17 protein-coding genes are annotated in these 20,450 nt (G+C 73.4%); 9 read left to right on the top strand and 8 right to left on the bottom strand.

Features of this window, described 5'->3' with window-relative positions:
• The first annotated feature begins 186 nt into the window (after positions 1–186).
• Positions 187–1,668, top strand: a complete 1,482-nt coding sequence (locus tag ACZ5C2_RS07025) for a cellulose binding domain-containing protein (protein WP_468787401.1) — start codon at positions 187–189, stop codon at positions 1,666–1,668.
• A gap of 159 nt (positions 1,669–1,827) precedes the next feature.
• Here the strand turns inward: ACZ5C2_RS07025 and ACZ5C2_RS07020 are convergent, their stop codons facing one another.
• From ACZ5C2_RS07020 to ACZ5C2_RS07005, 4 genes are read right to left on the bottom strand one after another with little or no spacing between them, the layout of a single operon-like run.
• Positions 1,828–2,469, bottom strand: coding sequence for a hypothetical protein (locus ACZ5C2_RS07020; protein WP_468787399.1), 642 nt, complete (start codon positions 2,467–2,469; stop codon positions 1,828–1,830).
• A gap of 6 nt (positions 2,470–2,475) precedes the next feature.
• Positions 2,476–3,882, bottom strand: coding sequence for a (Fe-S)-binding protein (locus ACZ5C2_RS07015; RefSeq protein WP_468787397.1), 1,407 nt, complete (start codon positions 3,880–3,882; stop codon positions 2,476–2,478).
• Entirely contained in the window at positions 3,879–5,261 is a 1,383-nt protein-coding gene (locus ACZ5C2_RS07010) for an FAD-binding oxidoreductase (protein ID WP_468787395.1), read from the bottom strand. The genes ACZ5C2_RS07015 and ACZ5C2_RS07010 overlap by 4 nt, the downstream gene beginning before the upstream one ends.
• Positions 5,261–6,937 carry an L-lactate permease gene (locus tag ACZ5C2_RS07005; protein WP_468787393.1) on the bottom strand — a complete coding sequence of 559 codons (1,677 nt, stop codon included), beginning with the start codon at positions 6,935–6,937 and terminating at the stop codon, positions 5,261–5,263. The genes ACZ5C2_RS07010 and ACZ5C2_RS07005 overlap by 1 nt, the downstream gene beginning before the upstream one ends.
• A 131-nt stretch (positions 6,938–7,068) precedes the next feature.
• Between ACZ5C2_RS07005 and ACZ5C2_RS07000 the strand changes: the two genes are divergently transcribed.
• Positions 7,069–7,740, top strand: a complete 672-nt coding sequence (locus tag ACZ5C2_RS07000; RefSeq protein ID WP_468787391.1) for a GntR family transcriptional regulator — start codon at positions 7,069–7,071, stop codon at positions 7,738–7,740.
• Between the two features lie 462 nt (positions 7,741–8,202).
• On the top strand, positions 8,203–9,303 hold the full coding sequence (rsgA, locus tag ACZ5C2_RS06995; protein WP_468787389.1) for a ribosome small subunit-dependent GTPase A: 1,101 nt from the start codon (positions 8,203–8,205) through the stop codon (positions 9,301–9,303).
• 222 nt (positions 9,304–9,525) lie between these two features.
• Here rsgA and ACZ5C2_RS06990 read toward each other — a convergent pair whose 3' ends face one another.
• Together ACZ5C2_RS06990 and ACZ5C2_RS06985 are read right to left on the bottom strand one after the other, a co-directional pair.
• Complete coding sequence (locus ACZ5C2_RS06990) at positions 9,526–10,530, bottom strand: MerR family transcriptional regulator (protein WP_468787387.1); 1,005 nt, start codon at positions 10,528–10,530, stop codon at positions 9,526–9,528.
• A complete protein-coding gene (locus ACZ5C2_RS06985) occupies positions 10,517–11,206 on the bottom strand; it encodes a HEAT repeat domain-containing protein (protein WP_468787385.1) in 690 nt (229 codons plus the stop codon). The genes ACZ5C2_RS06990 and ACZ5C2_RS06985 overlap by 14 nt, the downstream gene beginning before the upstream one ends.
• A 136-nt stretch (positions 11,207–11,342) precedes the next feature.
• Between ACZ5C2_RS06985 and ACZ5C2_RS06980 the strand changes: the two genes are divergently transcribed.
• On the top strand, positions 11,343–12,722 hold the full coding sequence (locus ACZ5C2_RS06980; RefSeq protein ID WP_468787692.1) for a bifunctional transcriptional activator/DNA repair enzyme AdaA: 1,380 nt from the start codon (positions 11,343–11,345) through the stop codon (positions 12,720–12,722).
• Between the two features lie 2 nt (positions 12,723–12,724).
• The gene (locus ACZ5C2_RS06975; RefSeq protein ID WP_468787383.1) at positions 12,725–13,219 is read left to right on the top strand and encodes a methylated-DNA--[protein]-cysteine S-methyltransferase; all 495 of its coding nucleotides are present in this window, start codon (positions 12,725–12,727) and stop codon (positions 13,217–13,219) included.
• Positions 13,220–13,231: 12 nt separating this feature from the next.
• Here ACZ5C2_RS06975 and ACZ5C2_RS06970 read toward each other — a convergent pair whose 3' ends face one another.
• Entirely contained in the window at positions 13,232–13,714 is a 483-nt protein-coding gene (locus ACZ5C2_RS06970; RefSeq protein ID WP_468787381.1) for a DUF456 domain-containing protein, read from the bottom strand.
• Between the two features lie 172 nt (positions 13,715–13,886).
• Here ACZ5C2_RS06970 and ACZ5C2_RS06965 point away from each other — a divergent pair, with 172 nt between their 5' ends.
• A complete protein-coding gene (locus tag ACZ5C2_RS06965) occupies positions 13,887–15,452 on the top strand; it encodes a protein phosphatase 2C domain-containing protein (RefSeq protein WP_468787379.1) in 1,566 nt (521 codons plus the stop codon).
• 66 nt (positions 15,453–15,518) lie between these two features.
• Positions 15,519–17,261: a pyruvate dehydrogenase gene (locus ACZ5C2_RS06960; RefSeq protein ID WP_468787377.1), complete on the top strand. Its 1,743-nt coding sequence runs from the start codon at positions 15,519–15,521 to the stop codon at positions 17,259–17,261.
• 6 nt (positions 17,262–17,267) lie between these two features.
• Here ACZ5C2_RS06960 and ACZ5C2_RS06955 read toward each other — a convergent pair whose 3' ends face one another.
• The gene (locus ACZ5C2_RS06955; RefSeq protein ID WP_468787375.1) at positions 17,268–18,863 is read right to left on the bottom strand and encodes a helix-turn-helix domain-containing protein; all 1,596 of its coding nucleotides are present in this window, start codon (positions 18,861–18,863) and stop codon (positions 17,268–17,270) included.
• Between the two features lie 249 nt (positions 18,864–19,112).
• On the opposite strand from ACZ5C2_RS06955, the gene ACZ5C2_RS06950 reads away from it, so the two are divergent.
• Together ACZ5C2_RS06950 and ACZ5C2_RS06945 are read left to right on the top strand one after the other, a co-directional pair.
• Entirely contained in the window at positions 19,113–19,733 is a 621-nt protein-coding gene (locus ACZ5C2_RS06950; RefSeq protein ID WP_468787373.1) for a hypothetical protein, read from the top strand.
• Positions 19,734–19,935: 202 nt separating this feature from the next.
• Positions 19,936–20,337: an ATP-binding protein gene (locus ACZ5C2_RS06945; RefSeq protein WP_468787371.1), complete on the top strand. Its 402-nt coding sequence runs from the start codon at positions 19,936–19,938 to the stop codon at positions 20,335–20,337.
• Positions 20,338–20,450: the final 113 nt, after the last annotated feature.

Genomic DNA, 20,450 nt, shown 5'->3' with positions numbered 1-20,450 from the left:
AACCGAGACGTTCCGGCCTTCCTTGCGTATTGTCCACGCGAGGGGTTGCCGCACCGCCACAGAAAGTGAAGACGGCGCTTGTCAGTTGTGTCGGGAACGTGAAAAGCTCTCGTCCACTGCCGCGAGGTTTCCCCAACTCCACTGCCGGTATGGCGAGTTGACCTCGCTCGTGGATGCAGGAGTCTTATGCCCGACCTGCCGAGCCCTCAGGACGCCACCGAGGCGGCACTGTTCTCCGAATGCTGGGACGCGGTGCTCTCCTACGCGGATCTCTGCACGGCGGGATCCACCGCCGCCGCCGAACTGGCCCGCGAGGCCTTCACCCAGGGCATAGGAGAACTGCGCGCCGCGGAGGCCGGCACCCTGCGCGGCACCGGCCGCCGTTCGTCCCGGCTGCCCCGGATACCCCTGCTGCTGAACGCCGTTCGGACCGCAGCGGCCGCCTGGGAGGAATCGGGACAGGGACACAAACTCGACCCCGACCTCCGGCTGTGGCTCCACTCCGACCAGGCCGCCCGCTACACCGGCCCGCCGCTCGGGCGCCCGGTCGCCGTACGCGGACTGCGCGATCTGCAGCAGGCCGACGCCGAACTGCTGTGGCTGGCCGAGGCGGAGGCGCTGCCGCTGCCCCTGGTCGCCCGCCGGCTCGGCCTCGACCCCGACACCGCGGCCGACGAACTGGCCCAGGTGAGCCGCCTGTTCCGGGACCGCTGCCACCGTAACCACCTCGACTCCCCGATGGACGCCGAGTGCCGCAGCTACGCCCGGCTCCTCGACGCCGTCACCCGCTCGCCCGCCGCCGACACCCCCGGTGACCTCTCCCGGCATCTCGCCACCTGCCACCCGTGCGCCGAGGCGGCCGCCTGCCTGCGGCTGCACGGCGGGGGACTGCCCGGGGCGCTGGCCGGCGGGGTGATCGGCTGGGGCGGCCTCGCCTATCTGGAGCGCCGCCGCCGCGCCGCCGAGGTACGGCTCGGAGCCGGACGCCCGGACCGGGCCGAGGCCGACGACCCGGCCGCCGGGAACGGCAGGACACGCGTCGCCCGGCACGGACTGCTGGCCGCCGCCGTCCTCGTCTCGCTGCTCGCGCTCGCGGTCTCGCTGATGCCGTTCGGGGACGGCGCCGCCGAGAGCGCGCCCCACCCCGACGCCGACCGCCAACCGGTGGCCGACCCCGGCCCTTCCCTGCCGCCCGCCCCCACCGCCCCGTCCACCGACGCCACCGCCGGTTCCCCGGAACCGTCCGCCGAGCACAGTCCCGGGCACACCCCGGACCGGAAGGACCCCGAACCCGAACCCCAGGGCACGTCCTCCGGTACCGCCGCGCCCGAGACCACGGCTCGCAGCGCTCCGGTCGCCTGCCGGGTCGACTACGACCTGTCCAACCAGTGGCCCGAGGGCTTCCAGGCCGCCGTCACCGTCAGGACACGGGACGCCCTCGACTCCTGGCGCGTCGGTTTCACCTTCGAGGACGGCCAGCGGATCACCCAGATGTGGGACGCCGCGGTGCGCCAGGACGGCTCCCACGTCACCGTCACCGCCGCCGATTACAACAAGACCGTCCCGGCCGGCGGAAAGCTGGCCTTCGGCTTCCTCGCATCGTGGCGCGGCACGAACTCCCCGCCCACCGGCATCACCCTGAACGGCCGTCCCTGCGTCCGCGGCTGAGCCCTGTCCCGCGGATCGTGCCGAAACCGCGGGGCCCGGCACGCCCTCCCCCTGCCCGAGGCGTGAGAGGTGCCCCCAGCGGCGGCGACGTGCGCTTCTCCTGCCCGGATCGTCCCCGTGCCCGGCCGCGTCCGCCGCACCGTCTCCGCCCGCTCCCTGTCAGGGCATGCCACCCCCTGAGAAGTCACCCATCTGAGGGAAGGCCACGATCGGCGTGGCGAGACGCCGCTCGTGGGCCGGGGCGGTTGACGGGTCGGCAGCCCGGGGCCGGTGAGAGGGGTGCATGCCGAACAGCGAGCCGGTGGCGGCCGCCACTTCGGCAGCGAGGTCGGCCGACTCCTGTGCCGGCACGCCCAGTCGGCGCAGGGCACCGGCGAAAGCGTCCTCCACCAGCTCCAGTCTCCGGGGCAGGCCCGCCGCACCGGGCGCTTCGCCGCGCGGCCGGACGGACAGGGCCGTGAGGATCTCCTCCGCCCTGTACCGCGCCGTACCGAGGGCCTCCCAGCCGGACGGCCGCGGTGCGGCGGGGGACGCGACGCCCCCGGCCCCCGGCAGGGACGGTCCGAGAACGTCGCGGATCCGGTTGCCCACGGTGGAGTACCAGCCGGTCAGGGTGCCGTGCAGTTCGGCGTGCAGACCGTCGAGGAACATCAGCAGTCCAGCCGCGCCGTCGGCCGGACCGTCGTACGGCGGCCGGGACGCACCGCCGTACCCCCCGGGGTCGCGCAGATGCCCCCGGAGGGCACCCAGACCGTGCGCCACGACGTCGGCCGCGGCCCGGCAGGCGTGATCGGTGGGCATGGGATCTCACCGCTCCCTCGGGTCGGCCGCACCCGGGCCGGCCGCACCCGGGCCGGGATCCGGCCGGCCGGGCCCCGGCTCTGCCGCCAGGGTGAGGAACTCGGCCAGATGGATGGCCTTCGCACGGGAGCGGACACGGCGCAGTCCCTGCTCGAGCTGTCGCAGACAGCCCGGATTCAGCGCCACGACGTAGTCCACGTCCGCCGTCTCCACCTCGCTCAGCTTCGGGTCCAGCACCTTCCTGCTGTCGGCCGGCCGGAGCAGCGCGTAGGTTCCGGCCGCGCCGCAGCACTGTCCCGCGCCGGGGAGTTCGACGTAGTCGGCGACCTCGGCGATCAGCTCACGGGGCGGGCGGGTCACTCCCAGACCGTTGCGCAGATGGCAGGAGTCCTGGAGGGCGGCCCGTGCCCTGCGGCCGTCGACCGTGACCTGGGCGGCCGGCCGGTCCCCTCGCTCGTCGAGGTACTCGCTCAGCTCCCGTACCCGGTCGCGGCCGAGGTGGTGCGCGAGGTGTGCGGCGCAGCCGCCCGCCGTGGTGAGGACGGTGCCCGGCAGCTGTTCGCCGAGCGTGCGGGCGAGCTTCTCGCCGGTGGCCGAGTCACCGTTGTGTGCGTGCAGCGCGCCGCAGCATCCCTGTGCGGCCGGTACGTCGACCTCCGGGCACAGCCGGCGCACGGCACGGGAGACCTGCGGGTAGAGGCCCCGTTCCACGCAGCCCAGCATCAGGGACACGGGCTGCTCCGACGGCTCCGACCGCTCCGACGGCTTCGTCGGGTTCTCCGGGGACGGTGACGCAGGAGAGGAGGGGGACGCCGGAGATGCCGGGGACGTAGGGGACGAGGGGAACGACGGCGCGGGTGGGACACCGCGCGGTCCGGTCTTCCTGCCTGGGCCGCGGGCGTGGCGCCGCAGGAGTCCCTGGAGGCGCAGCAGCCCCGGCCGGGAGACCAGCATCATCAACGCCCGTGCGATCCATGGCCGGTCACGGCCGCTCCACTGGTGGTCCCGCCACTGCTCCAGTAGCTGGCCGTACTCCACGCCCGCCGGACACACCGTCTCGCAGGCACGGCAGCCCAGGCAGAAGGAGGACTCCTCGGCGAGCGTGGGATCGTCGGGAGAGAGGTCCCCGGTCTCCAGGGCACGCATCAGTGTGATGCGCCCGCGCGGGGACGAGGTCTCCTCGCCGGTGAGGGCGTAGGTGGGGCAGGCGGGCAGGCAGAACCCGCAGGAGATGCAGCGGTCCAGCAGTTCCTTGTCGAAGATCCCGAGGCCCGGCGCTCCGGCCGGGGGGAGAGCGGCGGGCGCGTGGGGAGCGGGGGAAGGCGTGGGAGAGGGCCCGGGGACCCCTCCGGCGCACCCGGCGCCGGAGCAGCCGCACGGGCCGGAGTGGTCCACGCTGTCGGGGTCGGTCATGATCCGAGCTTTCCGGGGTTGAGGATGCCTGCGGGGTCGAAGGCCTTCTTGATACGGCGCAGCAGCGCGACCTGGTCGTCCCCGAGCCGGTCGGCCAGGTACGGCAGCTTGGCGGCACCGACGCCGTGCTCGCCGGTGATGGTGCCGTCCATCGCGATCGCGGCGGCGAAGATCTCGGCGAAGGCCCTGTGGGCGCGGTCGGCGCCCTCACCGTCGTCGGGGTCCAGCACGCAGGTCGGGTGCAGATTGCCGTCACCCGCATGGCCGAACGTGGCGATCCGCAGGTCGTACCGGTCGGCGATGTCGTCAATACGGTCGACCATGTCGGCCATGCGGTGCCGGGGAACGGTGGCGTCCTCGAGGATCGTCAGCGAACCCAGCCGGGACAGCGCCGGCAGGGCGCAGCGACGGGCGGCGAGCAGGGCGTCCGCGCGGGCCACGTTCTCCGCCAGCGTGACCTCCAGCGCACCGTTCTCACGGCAGACGTCCCCGATCCTGGCCAGGTTCCCGGCGACGTTCGCCGCCGAGCCGTCGTCGCCGAACAGCAGCAGCGCGCCGGCGTCCCCGCGCAGGCCGAGGCCGGCGAACTCCTCGACCGCGTCGATGCACTTGCGGTCGAGGAACTCGAGCGTCGCCGGGACGATGCCGGAGGCGATGACGGCCGCCACCGCGCGCGAGGCGTCGGCCAGGGTGTCGAAGTACGCCACTCCGGTACCGGTCTCGGCGGGCGCCGGGAGCAGCGCCACGGTGGCCTCGGTGATCACCGCCAGGGTGCCCTCGGAGCCGGTGAGCAGCCGGGTCAGGTCGTAGCCGGCGACGTCCTTCCACAGCCTGCCCCCGGTGCGGATGATCTCGCCGGTGGGCAGGACGGCCTCGAGCCCCAGGACGTAGTTGCGGGTGACGCCGTACTTGAGCCCGCGCAGGCCCCCGGCGCAGGTCGCCACGTTGCCGCCGATCGTGGAGACGGTTCTGCTGCCCGGATCGGGGGCGTAGAGCAGGCCCTTGGCGGCCGCGGCGTCCGCCAGTACGGCGGTGGACACCCCGGTCTGCGCGCGGGCCAGCAGTTCGTCGGGACTGACCTCGAGCAGCTGGTTCAGCCGGGTCAGGACCAGGACGATGCCGCCGGTCAGCGGCACGGTGCCGGCGCACAGGTTGGAGCCGGCGCCCCGCGGCACCACGGGGATGCCGCGGGCGGTGGCGTAGCGGAGGACCGCCGCGACCTCCTCGGTGCTGCCGGGCAGCACCACGGCCTGCGGCCGGGAGTGGAAGAGCGGGGTGGCGTCGCGGGCGTACGCGGTGAGGGCGCCGTCGTCGGTCCGCACATGGTCCCGCCCCACGATCGCGGCCAGGTCCCCGGCCAGGTCGGTGGCGGCGGGCATCAGCGCACCACCATCCAGTCCAGGACCGGGGTCGACTGGAGGTAGACCAGGGCGCAGACCGCGACGAGCATGCCGAGACCCCAGCCGACGACCTTGCGGAACAGCTCGCCCTCCCGGCCCTCGAGGCCGACGACCGCCGCGGCGATGGCGAGGTTCTGCGGGGAGATCATCTTGCCGAGCACACCACCGGTGGTGTTGGCCGCGCCGAGCAGATAGGCGGAGATGCCGGTCTCCTCGGCGGCGGTGACCTGGAGCATGCCGAAGAGGGAGTTGGAGGAGGTGTCGGAGCCGGTGACGGCCACGCCGAGCCAGCCGACCACGGGCGAGAGCAGGGCGAACGCGGCGCCGGTCTGCGCCAGGAAAAGGCCGAGGGTGACGGTCTGGCCGGACAGGTTCATCACATAGGCCAGGGCGAGCACCGACATCACGGTGACGATCGTCCAGCGGAACTGCCGGATCGTGTCGAGGTAGGCGCCGGTGGTCCGCCGGGCGCCGATGCCGTACAGCACGGCAGTGAGCAGTCCTGCCACCAGCAGGACGGTCCCGCCGGCGTTGAAGACGTTCAAGTTGTACGTCAGGGAGGACAGCGGCTCGCCCTTGGCGTTGACGACGTCCAGGCCGGGCCAGGCGAACTTCCAGCCGGAGTGTGCCTCCAGCCAGGTCTTGACGGGTCCGGCGGTGACCACGGAGAAGAGGGCCACGACGATCAGGTACGGGGCGAAGGCCTTGAGGGCGGAGCCCTCGCCGGTCTGCCGGCGCCGCGCGATCGCGTCCGAACGCTCGTTGGCGATGGAGCCGCCGGCGATGACCGGGGTCTGCCCCTGCGCGGCCAGCATCTCCTTGGGCTGCCAGACGCGCAGCATGCCCACGACGGCCAGGGCGCCGGCGAAGGCGGCCACGATGTCGGCGATCTCGTACGAGATGTAGTTGGCACTGACGAACTGGGCGGTGGCGAAGGCGAATCCGGCGACGAGGGCGAGCGGCCAGGTCTGCTTCACACCGCGCCTGCCGTCCACCATGAAGACCAGGACGAGCGGTACGAACAGGGCGAGCAGCGGGGTCTGGCGTCCGACCATGGCGCCGAGGTCGGCCGCGTCCATGCCCGTGATCTTGCCGAGGGTGGTGATCGGGACCGCGATGGCGCCGAAGGCGACCGGAGCGGTGTTGGCGACGAGGGAGACCGCGGCGGCCTTCATCGGTCGCAGGCCTACGGCCATCAGCATCACGGAGGAGACGGCGACCGGGGTGCCGAAGCCGGCGAGCGCCTCGAGCAGCGCGCCGAAGCAGAACGCGATGATCACGGCCTGGACCCGCTGGTCGCCGGAGAGCGACCCGAACGCCCTGCGCAGCACGGCGTCCCAGCCGGTGATCTCGGTCATCTTGTAGATCCACAGTGCGTTCAGCACGATGAAGATGATCGGGAACAGGCCGAACGCGGCTCCCTCACTCGCGGCCAGCGCCGCCTGCCCGACGGGCATCGAGTAGGCGAAGACCGCCACCCCCAGAGCGACCGCGAGGGACACCAGCGAAGCCTTCCACGCCTTCCAGCGCAGTCCGCCCAGCAGGACGAAGAGGGTGACGAGGGGGAGCGCGGCGAACAGCGCGCTCCATCCGAGAGATCCCCAGACGGGGTCGAAAATCTGTTGGTAAGCAGCCACGACGCGTCCTTGCCTCATGTCCGGAAATGGACGTGATGCCCGTCACTCTGGTGTGCAGGGCTGGTCGATTGTCAGACAACCGAACATGTCTGTCAATGGATCGCGTCAGTCTGCGTGCGAGAATGACGGCGTTCCCTTCGGAGGTATTCATGGCTCAGGACGCCGCCATCCGGCTGTCCACCGTCTCGGTCGTCGACGCCCTTGCCGCATCCCTGCGCGACCGGGTGCTCGACGGGCAAGTGAAGCCCGGCACGGCCATCGCCGAGACGGAGATCGCGACGGACTACGGTGTCTCGCGACCCACCGCCCGCAGCGCGGTGACCGCCCTGGTCCATGAGGGACTCCTGCACCGCCACGCCAACAAGCCGGCCTACGTGCCCCACTTGACCCGGGCCGACGTCGACGATCTGTTCCTGGTCCGCACACCGCTCGAGACGCAGGTCGTACGGGTTCTCGTCGAGCGCGGCGCGGTACCGGTGGCCACCGCGGAGCAGGCCATCACGGATCTCGACCGGCTGGGACCCGACGCGCCGCACAGTGCCTTCGTCGAATCGGATCTGCGTTTCCACCAGTCACTGGTGGACGCGATCGGCAGTCCCCGGCTCAGCCGGCTCTACCGCGGCATCAAGGGCGAGATGCATCTGTGCATGGTGCAGACCCGGCACACCCTGGGGCGCGAACGCATCGTCGCCGAGCACGGGGCGATACTGGACGCGCTGCGTGCCGGTGACGCCCAGGAGGCGATTCGCCGCATGGAAGCCCACCTGGACGGTGCGCGCGGTTCACTGCAGCGGATCTTCGAGGACGACGATTTCTCGTAGTGCCGTCGACCACCCGGGCGTGGCAGGCGGGCCCACGGCTGCCGCGCGGTCCGTCATGCGGCAAGGCGCATGACGTCGACCGGTCGGCGGGTCGTGACATGTGCCGCCGGTCCCGGCGCGCTTCCCGCCGAGGACCCGCGACCTGCCTCACGGGCAGGCGCACGCCCTGGGACCGATGGCCCTCCCCCTCCCGGCCGGCCCCCGGGCGGAAAAGCGATGGCACGCGGGCCGATGGCCCTCTAATGTGTGCTCCGCAGCGCTCGGCGACCGGGGTCGCCGGACGCCGATGGTGCTGATCCGAGTGAGAAGTGGGAGGTGTGACCGATGGCTGTCGCCGCGACGGGCCGTGCCCGCATCCAGACGTTCGTCCACTCCACCTCCGTGGCCACCGGCTGACCTCACCCTTCCTGTTCCGCGTGCGTACGCGGCCGCCGGGGCCACCCTTGTGAAGGGTCATCTCCGTTGAGTTCCACCTCTGTTCCCTCTCTTCACCCCGTGCTCGTCCCCTACGGATGGGACGACGCCTGGGCGGACGAGTTCGCCCCGTACGACGCGGAAGGGCTGCTGCCCGGGCGCGTGATCCGGGTCGACCGCGGCCAGTGCGACGTCGTCACCGCCGGCGGGGTCCTGCGTGCCGACACCGCTTTCGTCACCCCGCACGACCCCCTGCGGGTCGTGTGCACGGGCGACTGGGTCGCCGTCGAACCCGGCGGGAACCCCCGCTACGTACGCGCGTATCTGCCGCGCCGTACCGCCTTCGTGCGCTCCACCTCCTCCAAGCGGTCCGAGGGGCAGATCCTCGCCGCCAACGTCGACCACGCAGTCGTCGCCGTCTCGCTCGCGGTCGAACTCGACCTGGGCCGCATCGAACGGTTCCTCGCGCTGGCGTGGGAGTCCGGGGCGCAGCCCGTGGTCGTGCTGACCAAGGCCGACCTGGTGCCGGACGCCGTGACCCGGGCACACCTCGTCCAGGACGTGGAGACCAGCGCGCCGGGTGTTCCGGTGCTGACGGTCAGCGCGGTCGACAGGGACGGACTCGACGTCCTGACCGCGCTGGTCTCCGGTGGTACGTCCGTGCTGCTCGGGCAGTCCGGCGCCGGCAAGTCCACCCTGGCCAACGCACTCCTCGGCGAGGACGTCATGGACGTCCGGGCCACCCGGGACACCGACGGCAAGGGCCGGCACACCACGACCACCCGCAACCTGCTGGCGCTGCCCGGCGGGGGAGTCCTCATCGACACGCCGGGACTCAGGGGCGTCGGCCTGTGGGACGCAGGCACCGGCGTCGGCCAGGTGTTCGCCGAGATCGAGGAACTCGCCGAGGGCTGCCGGTTCCACGACTGCGCCCACGAGAGCGAACCGGGCTGTGCGGTTCTCGAAGCGGTCGGGACGGGTGAGCTGCCCCAGCGCCGTCTGGACAGCTACCGCAAGCTGCTCCGGGAGAACCAGTACATCGTCGCCAAGACCGACGCCAGGCTCCGCGCGGAGATCCGCAAGGACTGGAAGCGCAAGGGAGCCATCGGCAAGGCCGCGATGGAGGCGAAGCGGGGCCGCCTGCGGTGACACGGGCGTGACGGGTGGTGCCGGGCGCCGACCGCCGGGCCGGGCACCACCCGCGCGGCCGGCGGAGGCGCCGCCCCTGGGCGCGGTCCGCGCGGGTGGAGGTGGTCGTTCTTGGGCTTTACCCGCTCGGGGCGGTGGTGGAGGTGGTTGCCTCCGGGCGCCGTCCGCACCGGTGGCCGAGGTGGCCCTCCTCGGCCACCACCCGCATCCGCCACCGGACCGTCATCGCCTGCCGCGCAGCTCGACGACGTAGGTCGCGGTGATCGCCACGGCGCGGTCCGCGTCCCGGGCGAGCTCCGTGAGCGCGCGTGACGCCGTGACTCCCGGGATGTCCGCCAGCGCCTGCGTCAGCCGGCGGCGTGCCGACGCATCGAGGACACCGTCGGCGAGGCGGTCGACGAGCCCGGCGGCGATGCGGTCCGCCGCGGCCGGATCGCCCGCCAGCACGCTGAGCGCGTCGGCCGCGTCGACGTCGTTCGCCGCGTCGACGATCATGCCGATGAGTACCGGGACCGCCTCGGCCACACCCCGCGTCCCGAGCTCCAGCGCCGCGCACCTGCGGACCGCGAGGTCACGGTCCCCGAGGGCGCGGCGCAACAGTGCGGTGGCGGCACCGTCCGGGATCTCGGCGAGGCACTGCGCGGCACGCCTGCGCACCTCGGCCCGCGGTGAGTCCAGGCCCTGCGCCAGCAGGTCCGCCCCCCTGCCTCCCGACTGAGCCAGCGCCCATCTCAGGGCCCCGGCGACATGCGGATCCGCCTCGTGCAACGCCGCCTCGACCAGGGCCGCCACCGGTACCGGGACCACGCCGACCGAGGAGAGAGCCGCGCGCTGGCGCTGCCCCGCGTTCTCCGACCGCAGGGCCTGCAGGAGCGCCACGACACGGAGCACGTCCTTCCAGCCGGCGGGTTCCGCGGCACCGATCCGGTCGAGACGCGTCAGCAGCTCCGTCTCGCTCGCGATGCGCTCCCGTGTCCGGCGGGCCAGGTCGGCGACGAGCTCCGACGGCCTGAAACCGGGGTCGTCCAGCGCGCGCCCCACTTCACGCAGCGAGAGCCCCAGCGAACGCAGGCTCTCGACATGGAAGATCCGCCGGATGTCCTCGTCGGAGTACTCCCGGTAGCCGGCCCCTGTCCGCCCCGTCGGCCGCACCAGGCCGAGCGACTCGTAGTGCCGGAGCATCCGAGGGCTCACCCCGGAGCGTCGCGCCACTTCACCGATCAGCACCGTCCCTCACTCCTCCCGGCCCGTCGTCCCCCAGGGCCACGATGCGCACGGCCTCCTCGACGGCGTACTCGAATCCGGCGTCCGGGTCGTGCCACAGCCGTTCCGTGGCGGTCGCGTGCCCCCGCACTCGGGGGTCCGGATGTGTCGCCGCGGCGCGCAGAACCGGCACGATCACCTCGCCGAGTGTGATCAACGCCCGGCTCAGACTCAACCGCGTCTCCCGCCCGCCGCGCCCGAGCTGTGCCGCCAGCACTCCCGCCAGCCCGGCCACCTCACCCTCCGGGACCAGGACGACCGCCGCCCGCCAGGCACTGCGCGCCACCTCGTCGTCGGCGTCGGTCAGCAGCGCCCCGGTGATCGCCGGCCAGGCCCGCCGGTCCCCGATCTTGGACAGGGTGTGCAACGCCTGGCTCCGCGCCTGGGCGCACCCGGAGCCGAGTTCGGCGACGACCCCCGGCAGGGTCAGGGACGAGGGATGGCGGGTGAGCGCCCAGGTGAGCATGTCGCGCACGTGGAAATCGGGTTCGGTCCCGCAGCGCTCGACGAGCTTGCCGACGAGTCGCGCGTCCGGGGCCGTGCCCGCCGCCAGCGCCGACCTCAGGCGCACCGACGCGTCGCCGTGCTCCAGCCCCTGGAGCACTCGAGTCGTGTGCGCGGCCGCATTCGGCATGGTCATCAGGGAACACCTCCTGGACCGCAGTGAAGACCTTCTCACCGTGTCAAGGTCAAGCGGCGCCGCCCTGCCCCGTGAGCGGGACTCCCTGTCCGATTTCCGCCAGTCGTGGCCGGCGGAATGGCGGAGACTGGACGGTGTGAGGGACGAGGACAGCAGGTACGAGGCGGTGCGCAGCCGGGACGCGCGGTTCGACGGCGTGTTCTTCTTCGCCGTGGAGACGACCGGCATCTACTGCCGGCCCAGCTGCCCCGCCGTCACGCCGAGGCGGCACAACGTGCGGTTCTTCGCGACCGCCGCCGCCGCGCAGGGCTCCGGGTTCCGGGCCTGCCGGCGGTGCCGCCCGGACGCCGTGCCCGGTTCCGCCGAGTGGAACGTACGGGCCGATGCCGTGGGCCGGGCCATGCGGCTGATCGCCGACGGCGTCGTCGACCGCGAGGGCGTCGCCGGACTCGCCGTACGGCTCGGTTACAGCGCCCGCCAGGTGCAGCGACAGCTCACCGGCGAGCTCGGCGCCGGGCCCGTCGCACTCGCCAGGGCCCAGCGGGCGCACGCCGCGCGCGTGCTCCTGCAGACCACCGGCCTGCCGGTCACCGAGATCGCCTTCGCCTCCGGATTCGCCAGCGTGCGGCAGTTCAACGACACCGTGCGGGCCGTGTACGCGACCACCCCCAGCGGGCTGCGGGCCTCCGCGCCCCGCGGCGGCCGGACCGCCGCACCGTCCGCCGGGATCCCCCTGCGGCTCGCCCACCGCGGCCCCTACCGGGCTGGCCCCGTCTTCGACCTGCTGGAGCGCGAGGCCGTCCCCGGCGTCGAGGAGGTGAGCGGCACCCCGGGCGCCCGTGCCTTCCGGCGCACCCTCCGGCTGCCCTACGGCACCGGCATCGCGGCCGTCGGCGAACGCACGCACACCGGCGCGGGCGCCCACCCCGGCGGCTGGCTCGACGCCCGGGTCCACCTCACCGACCTCCGTGACCTGACCACCGCCGTGCACCGGCTGCGGCGGCTGTTCGACCTGGACGCCGACCCGTACGCCGTCGACGAACGCCTCGGCGCCGACGCACGGCTCGCCCCGCTGGTCGCCGCGCGTCCCGGGCTGCGCTCACCGGGCGCCGCCGACCCGGACGAACTGGCGGTCCGCGCGCTCGTGGGCCGCGAGGCTGCCGCCGAACTGGTCCGGCGCTACGGCAAGAGGCTCGACGCCCCCTGCGGAAGCCTCACCCACCTGTTCCCCGAACCCGCCGTCCTCGCCGCCGCCGAGCCCGACGGCACCCTGGGCGCACTCACCGCCGCCCTCGCGGACGGCACCGTACGCCTCGGTCCCGGCGCCGACCGGGACAGCGCACGGGACGCCCTCGCCGCCGTTCCCGGCCTGGACGAACGGGCCATCGCGGCGATCCGCACCCGTGCCCTCGGCGACCCGGACGCGGCCCCGCCCGGCCCGGACGTCCCCGACAGTTGGCGCCCCTGGCGTTCGTACGCCCTGAACCACCTGCGTGCCGCAGGGGAGTTGGAGTAATCATGACGACCGCGACGTACTGGACGAGTGTCGGCAGCCCCGTCGGACCGCTGCTGCTCACCGCCGCCCCGACGGGCGAGCTGACCTCGCTCTCCGTGCCCGGTCAGAAGGGCGGGCGCGCCGTGTCGGCCGACTGGCGCCGCGATCCGGGGCCGTTCCGCGAGGCCGAGCGGCAGCTCGCGGCGTACTTCGCCGGTGAGCTCAAGGAGTTCCGGCTGGCACTGAGCGCCGTGGGCACACCGTTCCGGGAGAGGGTGTGGGCCGCGCTCGACGACGTCCCCTACGGGGCGACCGTCTCCTACGGCGAGATCGCGGCGCGGATCGGCGCGTCCCGGCCCGCCGTACGGGCCGTCGGCGGCGCGATCGGCGCCAACCCGCTGCTCATCGTCCGCCCCTGCCACCGGGTGATCGGCTCCGACGGCTCGCTCACCGGGTACGCGGGCGGGCTGGAGCGGAAGGTGCGGCTGCTGACCCACGAGGGCGCGCTGCGGCCGTGAGCGGGGCCGTGGTCAGCCCCAGAACACCGCGCCCAGCCACGCGGCCGTGATCAGCTGACAGGTGAACAGTTCCGTCAGCAGGCTCCAGCCCCCCGAGCGCATCGCCGTGCGTGTCGCCGCGACCGCCTCGCGGCGGCGGCCGAGACGGAGCCGCTCATGGAGGTAGACCCCGCCGAGAAAGCCCGGGACCGCCCCGAGCACGGGCAGCAGGGCGAATCCGAGCAACGACCCCCAGCCCGCGTACGCCAGCATCCGGGCGTCGTCGCCGGTCGCCCGCAGCCGGCGGGGCGGCAGGGCCCAGCGCACCACCTGGGACAGGAACAGCACGACGGTCGCCCCCACGCACACCCACCACGCGACGGGCCGCGGGTCCTTCAACGCCCACCACAGGACCGCGGCCCACACCAGCCACGACCCGGGCACCCCTGGCAGCAGCACTCCGCACAGGCCGAGCAGGAGCACCAGTCCGGTCATCAGGAGGTCCCACGCTCCCATCTGTCCAGCGTGCAGGAGGACGCGGAGCGGCGCAGAACAGGACGGCCGGGCCGCCCCCCTGTCGCACAGCCGTCCCACCCTTCACCCGGGCGGCCGTCCGGTGCGTGCCGCCGGGCGGGGATTTTCCGGATGCCCCGTTTTCAACCGGGCCGCGCGGGTGACAATTGGGGGCATGAGTCAGCAGGGCGGAAGGCCCACCGGCCCCGAGGACGACTGGTGGCGGCAGTTGTACGACGACGCCACCGACGACACGGGCCCCGCACCGGCGCCCGATTCCCTGGACGACCGGTTCGCCTCGGCGTCCGGCACGCTGGACACCGGGACCCCGGCCCCGCCGTCCGCGACGAGACTCCCCGCGCCCCGCCCGGCTCCCGCACCGCCCTCCCGGGCCCCGTGGGAGCCCCCGCCCGCCGCACCGGCGGGCCCGGTGACCTTCCCGCCGACGTCCCCCCGGCCGCCCGGGCCACCGCACGCCGTGGACGCCGCCGCAGACATTCCGCCGGGTACGGGCCGGGGCACCCCGCGGGATGCCGGCGCAGACATTCCGCCGGGTACGGGACCGGACATGCCGCAGGGCACGCCGCCGCCCTTGCCTCCCCTCGCCTTCGGCACCTGGACGCCCTTCCCGGCCGCGGCCCGCGAGGACGGAGGGCCCGCCACCGGTCCCCGGGGAGACCGGGGACCCGCCACCGGCGGCAGCACCCCGGAGCCCCCGGACAGGCTGCCCCAGGCCGACCCCCGCCCCTCCCGCCTGGAACCCCTCCCGGCGCCCCCCACCCGCGGCCACGTCGGCTCCCGGCCCCCCACCTATGACCCCGAGCCCACCGCGCTCCCCGCGGCCGATCCCGACGAGCTGGACGGCCTGGTGCCGGACACCGTGCTGGACGGCGCCCGGTACGGTGCCTGCACCCTGCGGGCCGCCTCCGTACGCGGGGACTCCGCGCGCTACCGGGGAGAACCACGGCGCGACGCACTGCTGACCGCGCGGTTCGGGACGGGCGAGCGGGCGCTGCTCCTCGTGGCCCTGGCGACCGGTGCCCGGAGCGCACCCGGGGCCCATCGGGCCGCCGCCGAGGCATGCCGCTGGATCGGCGGTGCGGTGGGGCGCAGCCACGCCCGTCTCGTCGACGACATAAGGGCCGCCCGGCGCGGCGACCTCAAGTCGGGGCTGCACCGCCTCACCGACCGCAGCCTCGGCAGACTCCGCGCCGGGGCGGCCGAGCAGGGCCGCGAACCCGACGCGTTCGCGGTGAGCCTGCGCTGCCTGCTGCTGCCCGCCGATCCCGAATGCCGCACCCGGGTCTTCTTCGGCGTCGGCCCCGGCGGACTGTTCCGGCTGCGGGACGGCGAGTGGCAGGACATCGAACCCGAGGTCGCCGAGGTCAAGGGCGAAGCCGTGCTCTCCTTCGGCTCACCGCCGTCCGAGACCCCCGACGGCGACCGCCTCACCATGGACCTGGGCATCCCCACGCCCCCGAGCCCTTACGAGCCCGCCCCCGAACCGCCCCGGGAGCCCTTCCGCTTCCGCACCTCCGTAGCCCGCCCGGGTGACACGCTGCTGATGTGCGGCACCGGCCTCGCCGACCCGCTGCGGGGTGAGCGGGAACTCCGCGCCCATCTGGCCGACCGGTGGTCACGCCCCGAACCGCCCGGCCTCACCGCCTTCCTCGCCGACACCCAGGTACGGGTCAAGGGATACGCCGACGACCGTACGGCCGTCGCCGTCTGGGAGGCGTGAGCGCGCCCGGTGTGAATTCATGGAACCCGTCAGGCATCTTCGGCACCGGAGGGGCAGACGGAACCCATGGCCAAACAGAGCATCGCGGAACAGTTCGTCGACATCCTCACCCGTGCGGGGGTCAAACGCCTCTACGGCGTCGTCGGAGACAGTCTCAACCCGGTGGTCGACGCCGTGCGCCGCAACTCCGCCATCGACTGGATCCATGTCCGGCACGAGGAGACCGCCGCCTTCGCAGCCGGCGCCGAGGCCCAGGTCACCGGACGGCTGGCCGCCTGCGCCGGCTCCTGCGGCCCCGGCAACCTCCACCTCATCAACGGCCTCTACGACGCCCACCGCTCCATGGCCCCGGTCCTCGCCCTCGCCTCGCACATCCCGTCCAGCGAGATCGGCCTCGGCTACTTCCAGGAGACCCACCCCGACCAGCTGTTCCGCGAGTGCAGCCACTACAGCGAGATGATCTCCAGCCCCCGGCAGATGCCCCGGCTGCTGGACACGGCCATCCAGCACGCGGTCGGCCGCTCCGGCGTCAGCGTCGTCACCCTCCCCGGCGACCTCGCCGACGAGCCCGCCCCGGACCAGGCCCCCGAAACCGCCCTGGTCACCTCCCGGCCCACGGTCCGTCCCGGCGACGCCGACATCGACCGGCTCGTCGACATGATCGACAGGGCCGGGAAGGTCACCCTGTTCTGCGGCGCCGGCACCAAGGGCGCGCACGCCGAGGTCATGGAGTTCGCCGGGAAGATCAAGTCCCCGGTGGGGCACGCCCTGCGCGGCAAGGAATGGATCCAGTACGACAATCCGTACGACGTCGGCATGAGCGGACTGCTCGGCTACGGTGCCGCCTACGAGGCCACCCACGAGTGCGACCTGCTGATCCTGCTCGGCACCGACTTCCCGTACAACGCCTTCCTCCCCGACGATGTGAAGATCGTCCAGGTCGACGTGCGGCCAGAGATCATCGGCCGGCGCTCCAAGCTGGACCTCGCGGTGTGGGGCGATGTGAAGGAGACCCTGCGCTGTCTGACGCCCCGGGTCCGCACCAAGGACAACCGGAAGTTCCTCGACCGGATGCTGAAGAAGCACGCGGAGGCGCTGGAAGGCGTCGTGAAGGCGTACACGCGGAAGGTGGAGAAGCATGTGCCGATCCACCCCGAGTACGTGGCGTCCGTACTGGACGAGATGGCCGACGGCGACGCGGTGTTCACCGTCGACACCGGCATGTGCAACGTCTGGGCGGCCCGCTACATCTCGCCCAACGGCCGCCGCCGGGTGATCGGTTCGTTCTCCCACGGCTCGATGGCCAACGCGCTGCCGATGGCCATCGGAGCGCAGTTCACCGATCCGGGCCGACAGGTCGTGTCGATGTCCGGCGACGGCGGTTTCAGCATGCTGATGGGGGACTTCCTCACCCTCGTGCAGTACGACCTGCCGGTGAAGGTGGTCCTGTTCAACAACTCCTCGCTGAGCATGGTCGAGTTGGAGATGCTGGTGGCCGGACTGCCCTCGCACGGCACCGCCTTGAAGAACCCCGACTTCGCCGCCGTCGCCCGCGCGTGCGGCGCCTACGGGGTGCGGGTGGAGAAGCCGAAGGATCTCGCGAGGGCGCTGAAGTCCGCGTTCAAGCACAAGGGCCCGGCCCTCGTCGACGTCGTCACCGACCCCAACGCGCTGTCCATCCCGCCGAAGATCAGCAAGGAGATGGTGACCGGATTCGCCCTGTCCGCCTCCAAGATGGTGCTGGACGGAGGGGTCGGCCGGATGGTGCAGATGGCCCGGTCCAATCTGCGCAACGTCCCCCGTCCGTAGGGGTGTTCACTCGGTACGGGACCGCCAGTCGCGCGCGGAGGTGTCGTACTCGTAGCGGGGCAGGCCCTCGATGCCGCTGGTGCGGAACGGCCGGCCGCGGTCGTCGATCCGGACCGTGCCGGTGCGGCCCCGCGAGGACCAGTCCAGCTCCAGGTACCAGCGGCAGTCGCAGCCCGCGGTCCGGGCGGTGACGACCAGCACCTCCGGGTCGGTCGCGGAGACCCGGTAGGGCATCCGCGCGGCCGGGATCGGCGTACCGGCGTCGTTCCCGGCCACGGCGCGGGCGATGGGCCGGTCCTTGTCCAGGTCCACGTCGAAGTACCGCGGGGTGAGCGCGCCGCCACAGCCCTGGTCCATGGCGTACGCGTTCCCCGGTACCGGGTCGGCGCGGCCGGCCACACGGACCCGCAGCGCGGTGAGGACGACGGCCGTGTCGGACGTCCCCTGCACCGACAGCTCCACCATGGTCTCGCCCCCGTGCACGGCGGACTGCGTACCGGCCCAGGTGCCGGCGTCCTGTGGGGCGGGGGGCGGGGGGACCTGCTTCGGGGGCTTGGCGATGACGTAGTCGTGACCGCACCCGTATGCCCAGACATGCGAGTCGGCGGACCAGGTGAGGGGCGGAGACCCGGCGGAGGACCGTGCCCTCGGCTTCGGTGTGGAGGAGCGGGCTGGCTGTGATTTCGGGAAGTCGTGGTCTGGATCCGGCGTTGCGGAGCCGGGGTGGGAGCCGGAGGGGGAAGGGGAGCCGGAGGGTGGGGAGGAGGTACGGCTGTGGGGCGTCGAGGCCGGGCCGGTCGTCGCGGAGGGGCCGGAGCGCGCACCGGGGCTCTTCTCCCCGGCGGACGCACCCCGGCCGTCCGGCAGCGCGGACAGACTTCCCACGGTGGCGAGCAGCGCGCACGCGGCGGCCAGGGCGACGGCGACCCGCTCGCGCCGCCGGTACCAGGGCCGCGGTTTCCCGGTACCGTCCGGCAACGGGCCGCTCACGACGGCCGCTTCCGGCGCGGGGCCGCCCGTGTGCGCCGATTCCCCGGTGCTCCCGGGGACGCCTGATCCGTCGACCGGACCGCCCGCCGACCCGCCCGCGGTGCGAGAGCCTTCGGACCGCGGTGTGCGGGCAGGCACGCCCGGGACGTCCCGCGTGGTGGCCGGATCGCCGGCGCGGCGTAAGCCCGCCGGCGCCGCCCGGCGTCCCGCGGCGGGCCCGGCGTCAGGCTCCGCCGCGTGGGCGCCCTCTGCTCCCGCGGCGTCGGCAACTCCGCCGCTCGGGCCCGAGCCCGGCCCTGTGCCCGGCGGCTGCGTGGGAGGAGACCCCGCTGCTGCCGGCCCGTCCGGTGCGCGGGGGCGTTGGCGGGCCTCCAGTGCGTGGAGCCAGCGTCGGTGGAGGTCCAGGCGTTCCGCGGCCGTCGCGCCGCACAGTGCGGCGAACCGCTCCACGGGGGCGAAGTCGACGGGGACCGCCTCGCCCGCGCAGTAGCGGTGCAGCGTCGAGGTGTTCATGTTCAGGCGGCGGGCCAGCGACCCGTAACTGCGGTCCGTTCGTTCCTTCAGCTCGCGCAGCAGGGCCGCGAACCCGGCCACGTCGTCCTGTGCCGACACCGACACCGTCACCCCGCACTCGCTTCGACCCGGACAGGGCCCTGGGACGGTATCCCAGGCACCCCCTGTACCTGCACGTCGGACGGGCTGGGATGGTTCCACGCCGGTGAATCCGGCGCTGACGCTTGCGCCGGCCTCCCGGGGCGGCCGATGCTCTTGGCACCGCCCCGACGGCCGCCGACGGACCATCCCGGTCGTCACGGCGTACCGCTTCGTCATTCCATCACGCACACCTCACGGGGGACATCCATGCCCATGCGCACCCGGGCCGTCGCACTCGCCACGCTCACCGTCGCCGCACTCGCGGCCGGCACCGTGCTCACCGCACCGGCCGGCGCCGTGCCGAAGACGGCGGTTCCGCCCGCGTTCCTCGCCGCCTCCGAGTTGCCCCCTCACCCGTCGTCCACCTGGGCCGCCGGCCCGGTCACCGACGGCTTCCCGACGGAGCTCGCCTACTGCCTGGGCGAGGGCGTACCCGCCTACGACTACCGGCACCGCGTCTTCCACACCGACCTGGACACGGGGGCCGTACAGGTCACGGCCGTCACCGGCTCCGCGACCAAGGGCAAGGCGCTGGCCGCCCGGCTGAACAAGGAGATCCGCTCCTGCGCCGACCGGATCGAGCTGTCCGACCCGGAGATCGACGCCGAGGGCCGGTACTACGGCACGCTGCCGGTCGAGGAGGGCGCGAAGGTGCACGGGCTGCACACCGAGACCTCCTGGGGCGCCACGGACATTCATCTGCTGTCCGTGGGACGGGACGGCAGGACCGTGACCGTCGTCGGCTGGGGGCAGATGGGCGACTTCGGCGACGCCCCGGTGGCCGCCTTCAAGAAGACGACGACGAAGGCCGTCAACAAGCTCCACTGAGCCGCACGACCACCACGGAAGCCGGGGTCGTCCTCTCGCCACGGGGGTCGGGAGGACGGCCCCGCGCGCATACGTGGCCACTGCACTTCGGCCAACAACCGGTCGGTGACGTGCGGCATGACTGCCGCGTGGGTGGCCGGGCAAGGATTCCCGTGAACGCGTATCAACAGGGGGAATCGACAACGGGACGTGGGCGGGGGCCATGAAGAGTCAGGCTTCGGCGGATCGGCTGAGGCGCACACTGGGACGGGCGGATCTGAGAGCGGTGCCCGAGTCCCGAAGAGCACTGCGCGAACTGCTCGCGCACTGGGGGACGCCGGAGCGGTCCGCGGTCGCGGAACTGCTCACCAGCGAGCTGGTCACCAACGCGCTCGTCCACACCGGCGACGGGGCGGTGCTGACGGCCGTCGTCGGACCTCAGGGACTGAGGGTGGAGGTTCGGGACTTCGTGGCCCGCGAGCTCCGGCCGCGCCTACCGTGCGCCGACGAGGGAACGAACGGCCGGGGTCTGATGCTGGTCGAGTCCCTCGCCGACGAATGGGGCGTCAGCAAGCACGACGTGGGCAAGTCCGTCTGGTTCCAACTCGAAGCGGACGCTGCCTGAAGGAGGCCGGTCACGGGGGGGGGGGGGGGGGGGGGGGGGGGGGGGGGGGGGGGGGGGGGGGGGGGGGGGGGAGGGGGGGGGGGGGGAGGGGGGTGGGGGGGGAGGACGTGGAT

Source organism: Streptomyces sp. NPDC031365 (genome assembly GCF_055569765.1).
This window is presented reverse-complemented; position numbering and strand designations above follow the sequence as displayed.

Excerpts from the sequence above, each read along its gene's own strand:
- ACZ5C2_RS07015 (WP_468787397.1), bottom strand. The coding sequence starts at position 3,882 with ATGACCGACCCCGACAGCGTGGACCACTCCGGCCCGTGCGGCTGCTCC.
- ACZ5C2_RS07010 (WP_468787395.1), bottom strand. The coding sequence starts at position 5,261 with ATGCCCGCCGCCACCGACCTGGCCGGGGACCTGGCCGCGATCGTGGGG.
- ACZ5C2_RS06960 (WP_468787377.1), top strand. The coding sequence starts at position 15,519 with ATGGCCAAACAGAGCATCGCGGAACAGTTCGTCGACATCCTCACCCGT.
- ACZ5C2_RS06950 (WP_468787373.1), top strand. The coding sequence starts at position 19,113 with ATGCCCATGCGCACCCGGGCCGTCGCACTCGCCACGCTCACCGTCGCC.
- ACZ5C2_RS07005 (WP_468787393.1), bottom strand. The coding sequence starts at position 6,937 with ATGAGGCAAGGACGCGTCGTGGCTGCTTACCAACAGATTTTCGACCCC.
- ACZ5C2_RS06965 (WP_468787379.1), top strand. The coding sequence starts at position 13,887 with ATGAGTCAGCAGGGCGGAAGGCCCACCGGCCCCGAGGACGACTGGTGG.
- ACZ5C2_RS06970 (WP_468787381.1), bottom strand. The coding sequence starts at position 13,714 with ATGGGAGCGTGGGACCTCCTGATGACCGGACTGGTGCTCCTGCTCGGC.
- ACZ5C2_RS06945 (WP_468787371.1), top strand. The coding sequence starts at position 19,936 with ATGAAGAGTCAGGCTTCGGCGGATCGGCTGAGGCGCACACTGGGACGG.
- ACZ5C2_RS07025 (WP_468787401.1), top strand. The coding sequence starts at position 187 with ATGCCCGACCTGCCGAGCCCTCAGGACGCCACCGAGGCGGCACTGTTC.
- ACZ5C2_RS06985 (WP_468787385.1), bottom strand. The coding sequence starts at position 11,206 with ATGACCATGCCGAATGCGGCCGCGCACACGACTCGAGTGCTCCAGGGG.
- ACZ5C2_RS07000 (WP_468787391.1), top strand. The coding sequence starts at position 7,069 with ATGGCTCAGGACGCCGCCATCCGGCTGTCCACCGTCTCGGTCGTCGAC.
- ACZ5C2_RS07020 (WP_468787399.1), bottom strand. The coding sequence starts at position 2,469 with ATGCCCACCGATCACGCCTGCCGGGCCGCGGCCGACGTCGTGGCGCAC.
- ACZ5C2_RS06975 (WP_468787383.1), top strand. The coding sequence starts at position 12,725 with ATGACGACCGCGACGTACTGGACGAGTGTCGGCAGCCCCGTCGGACCG.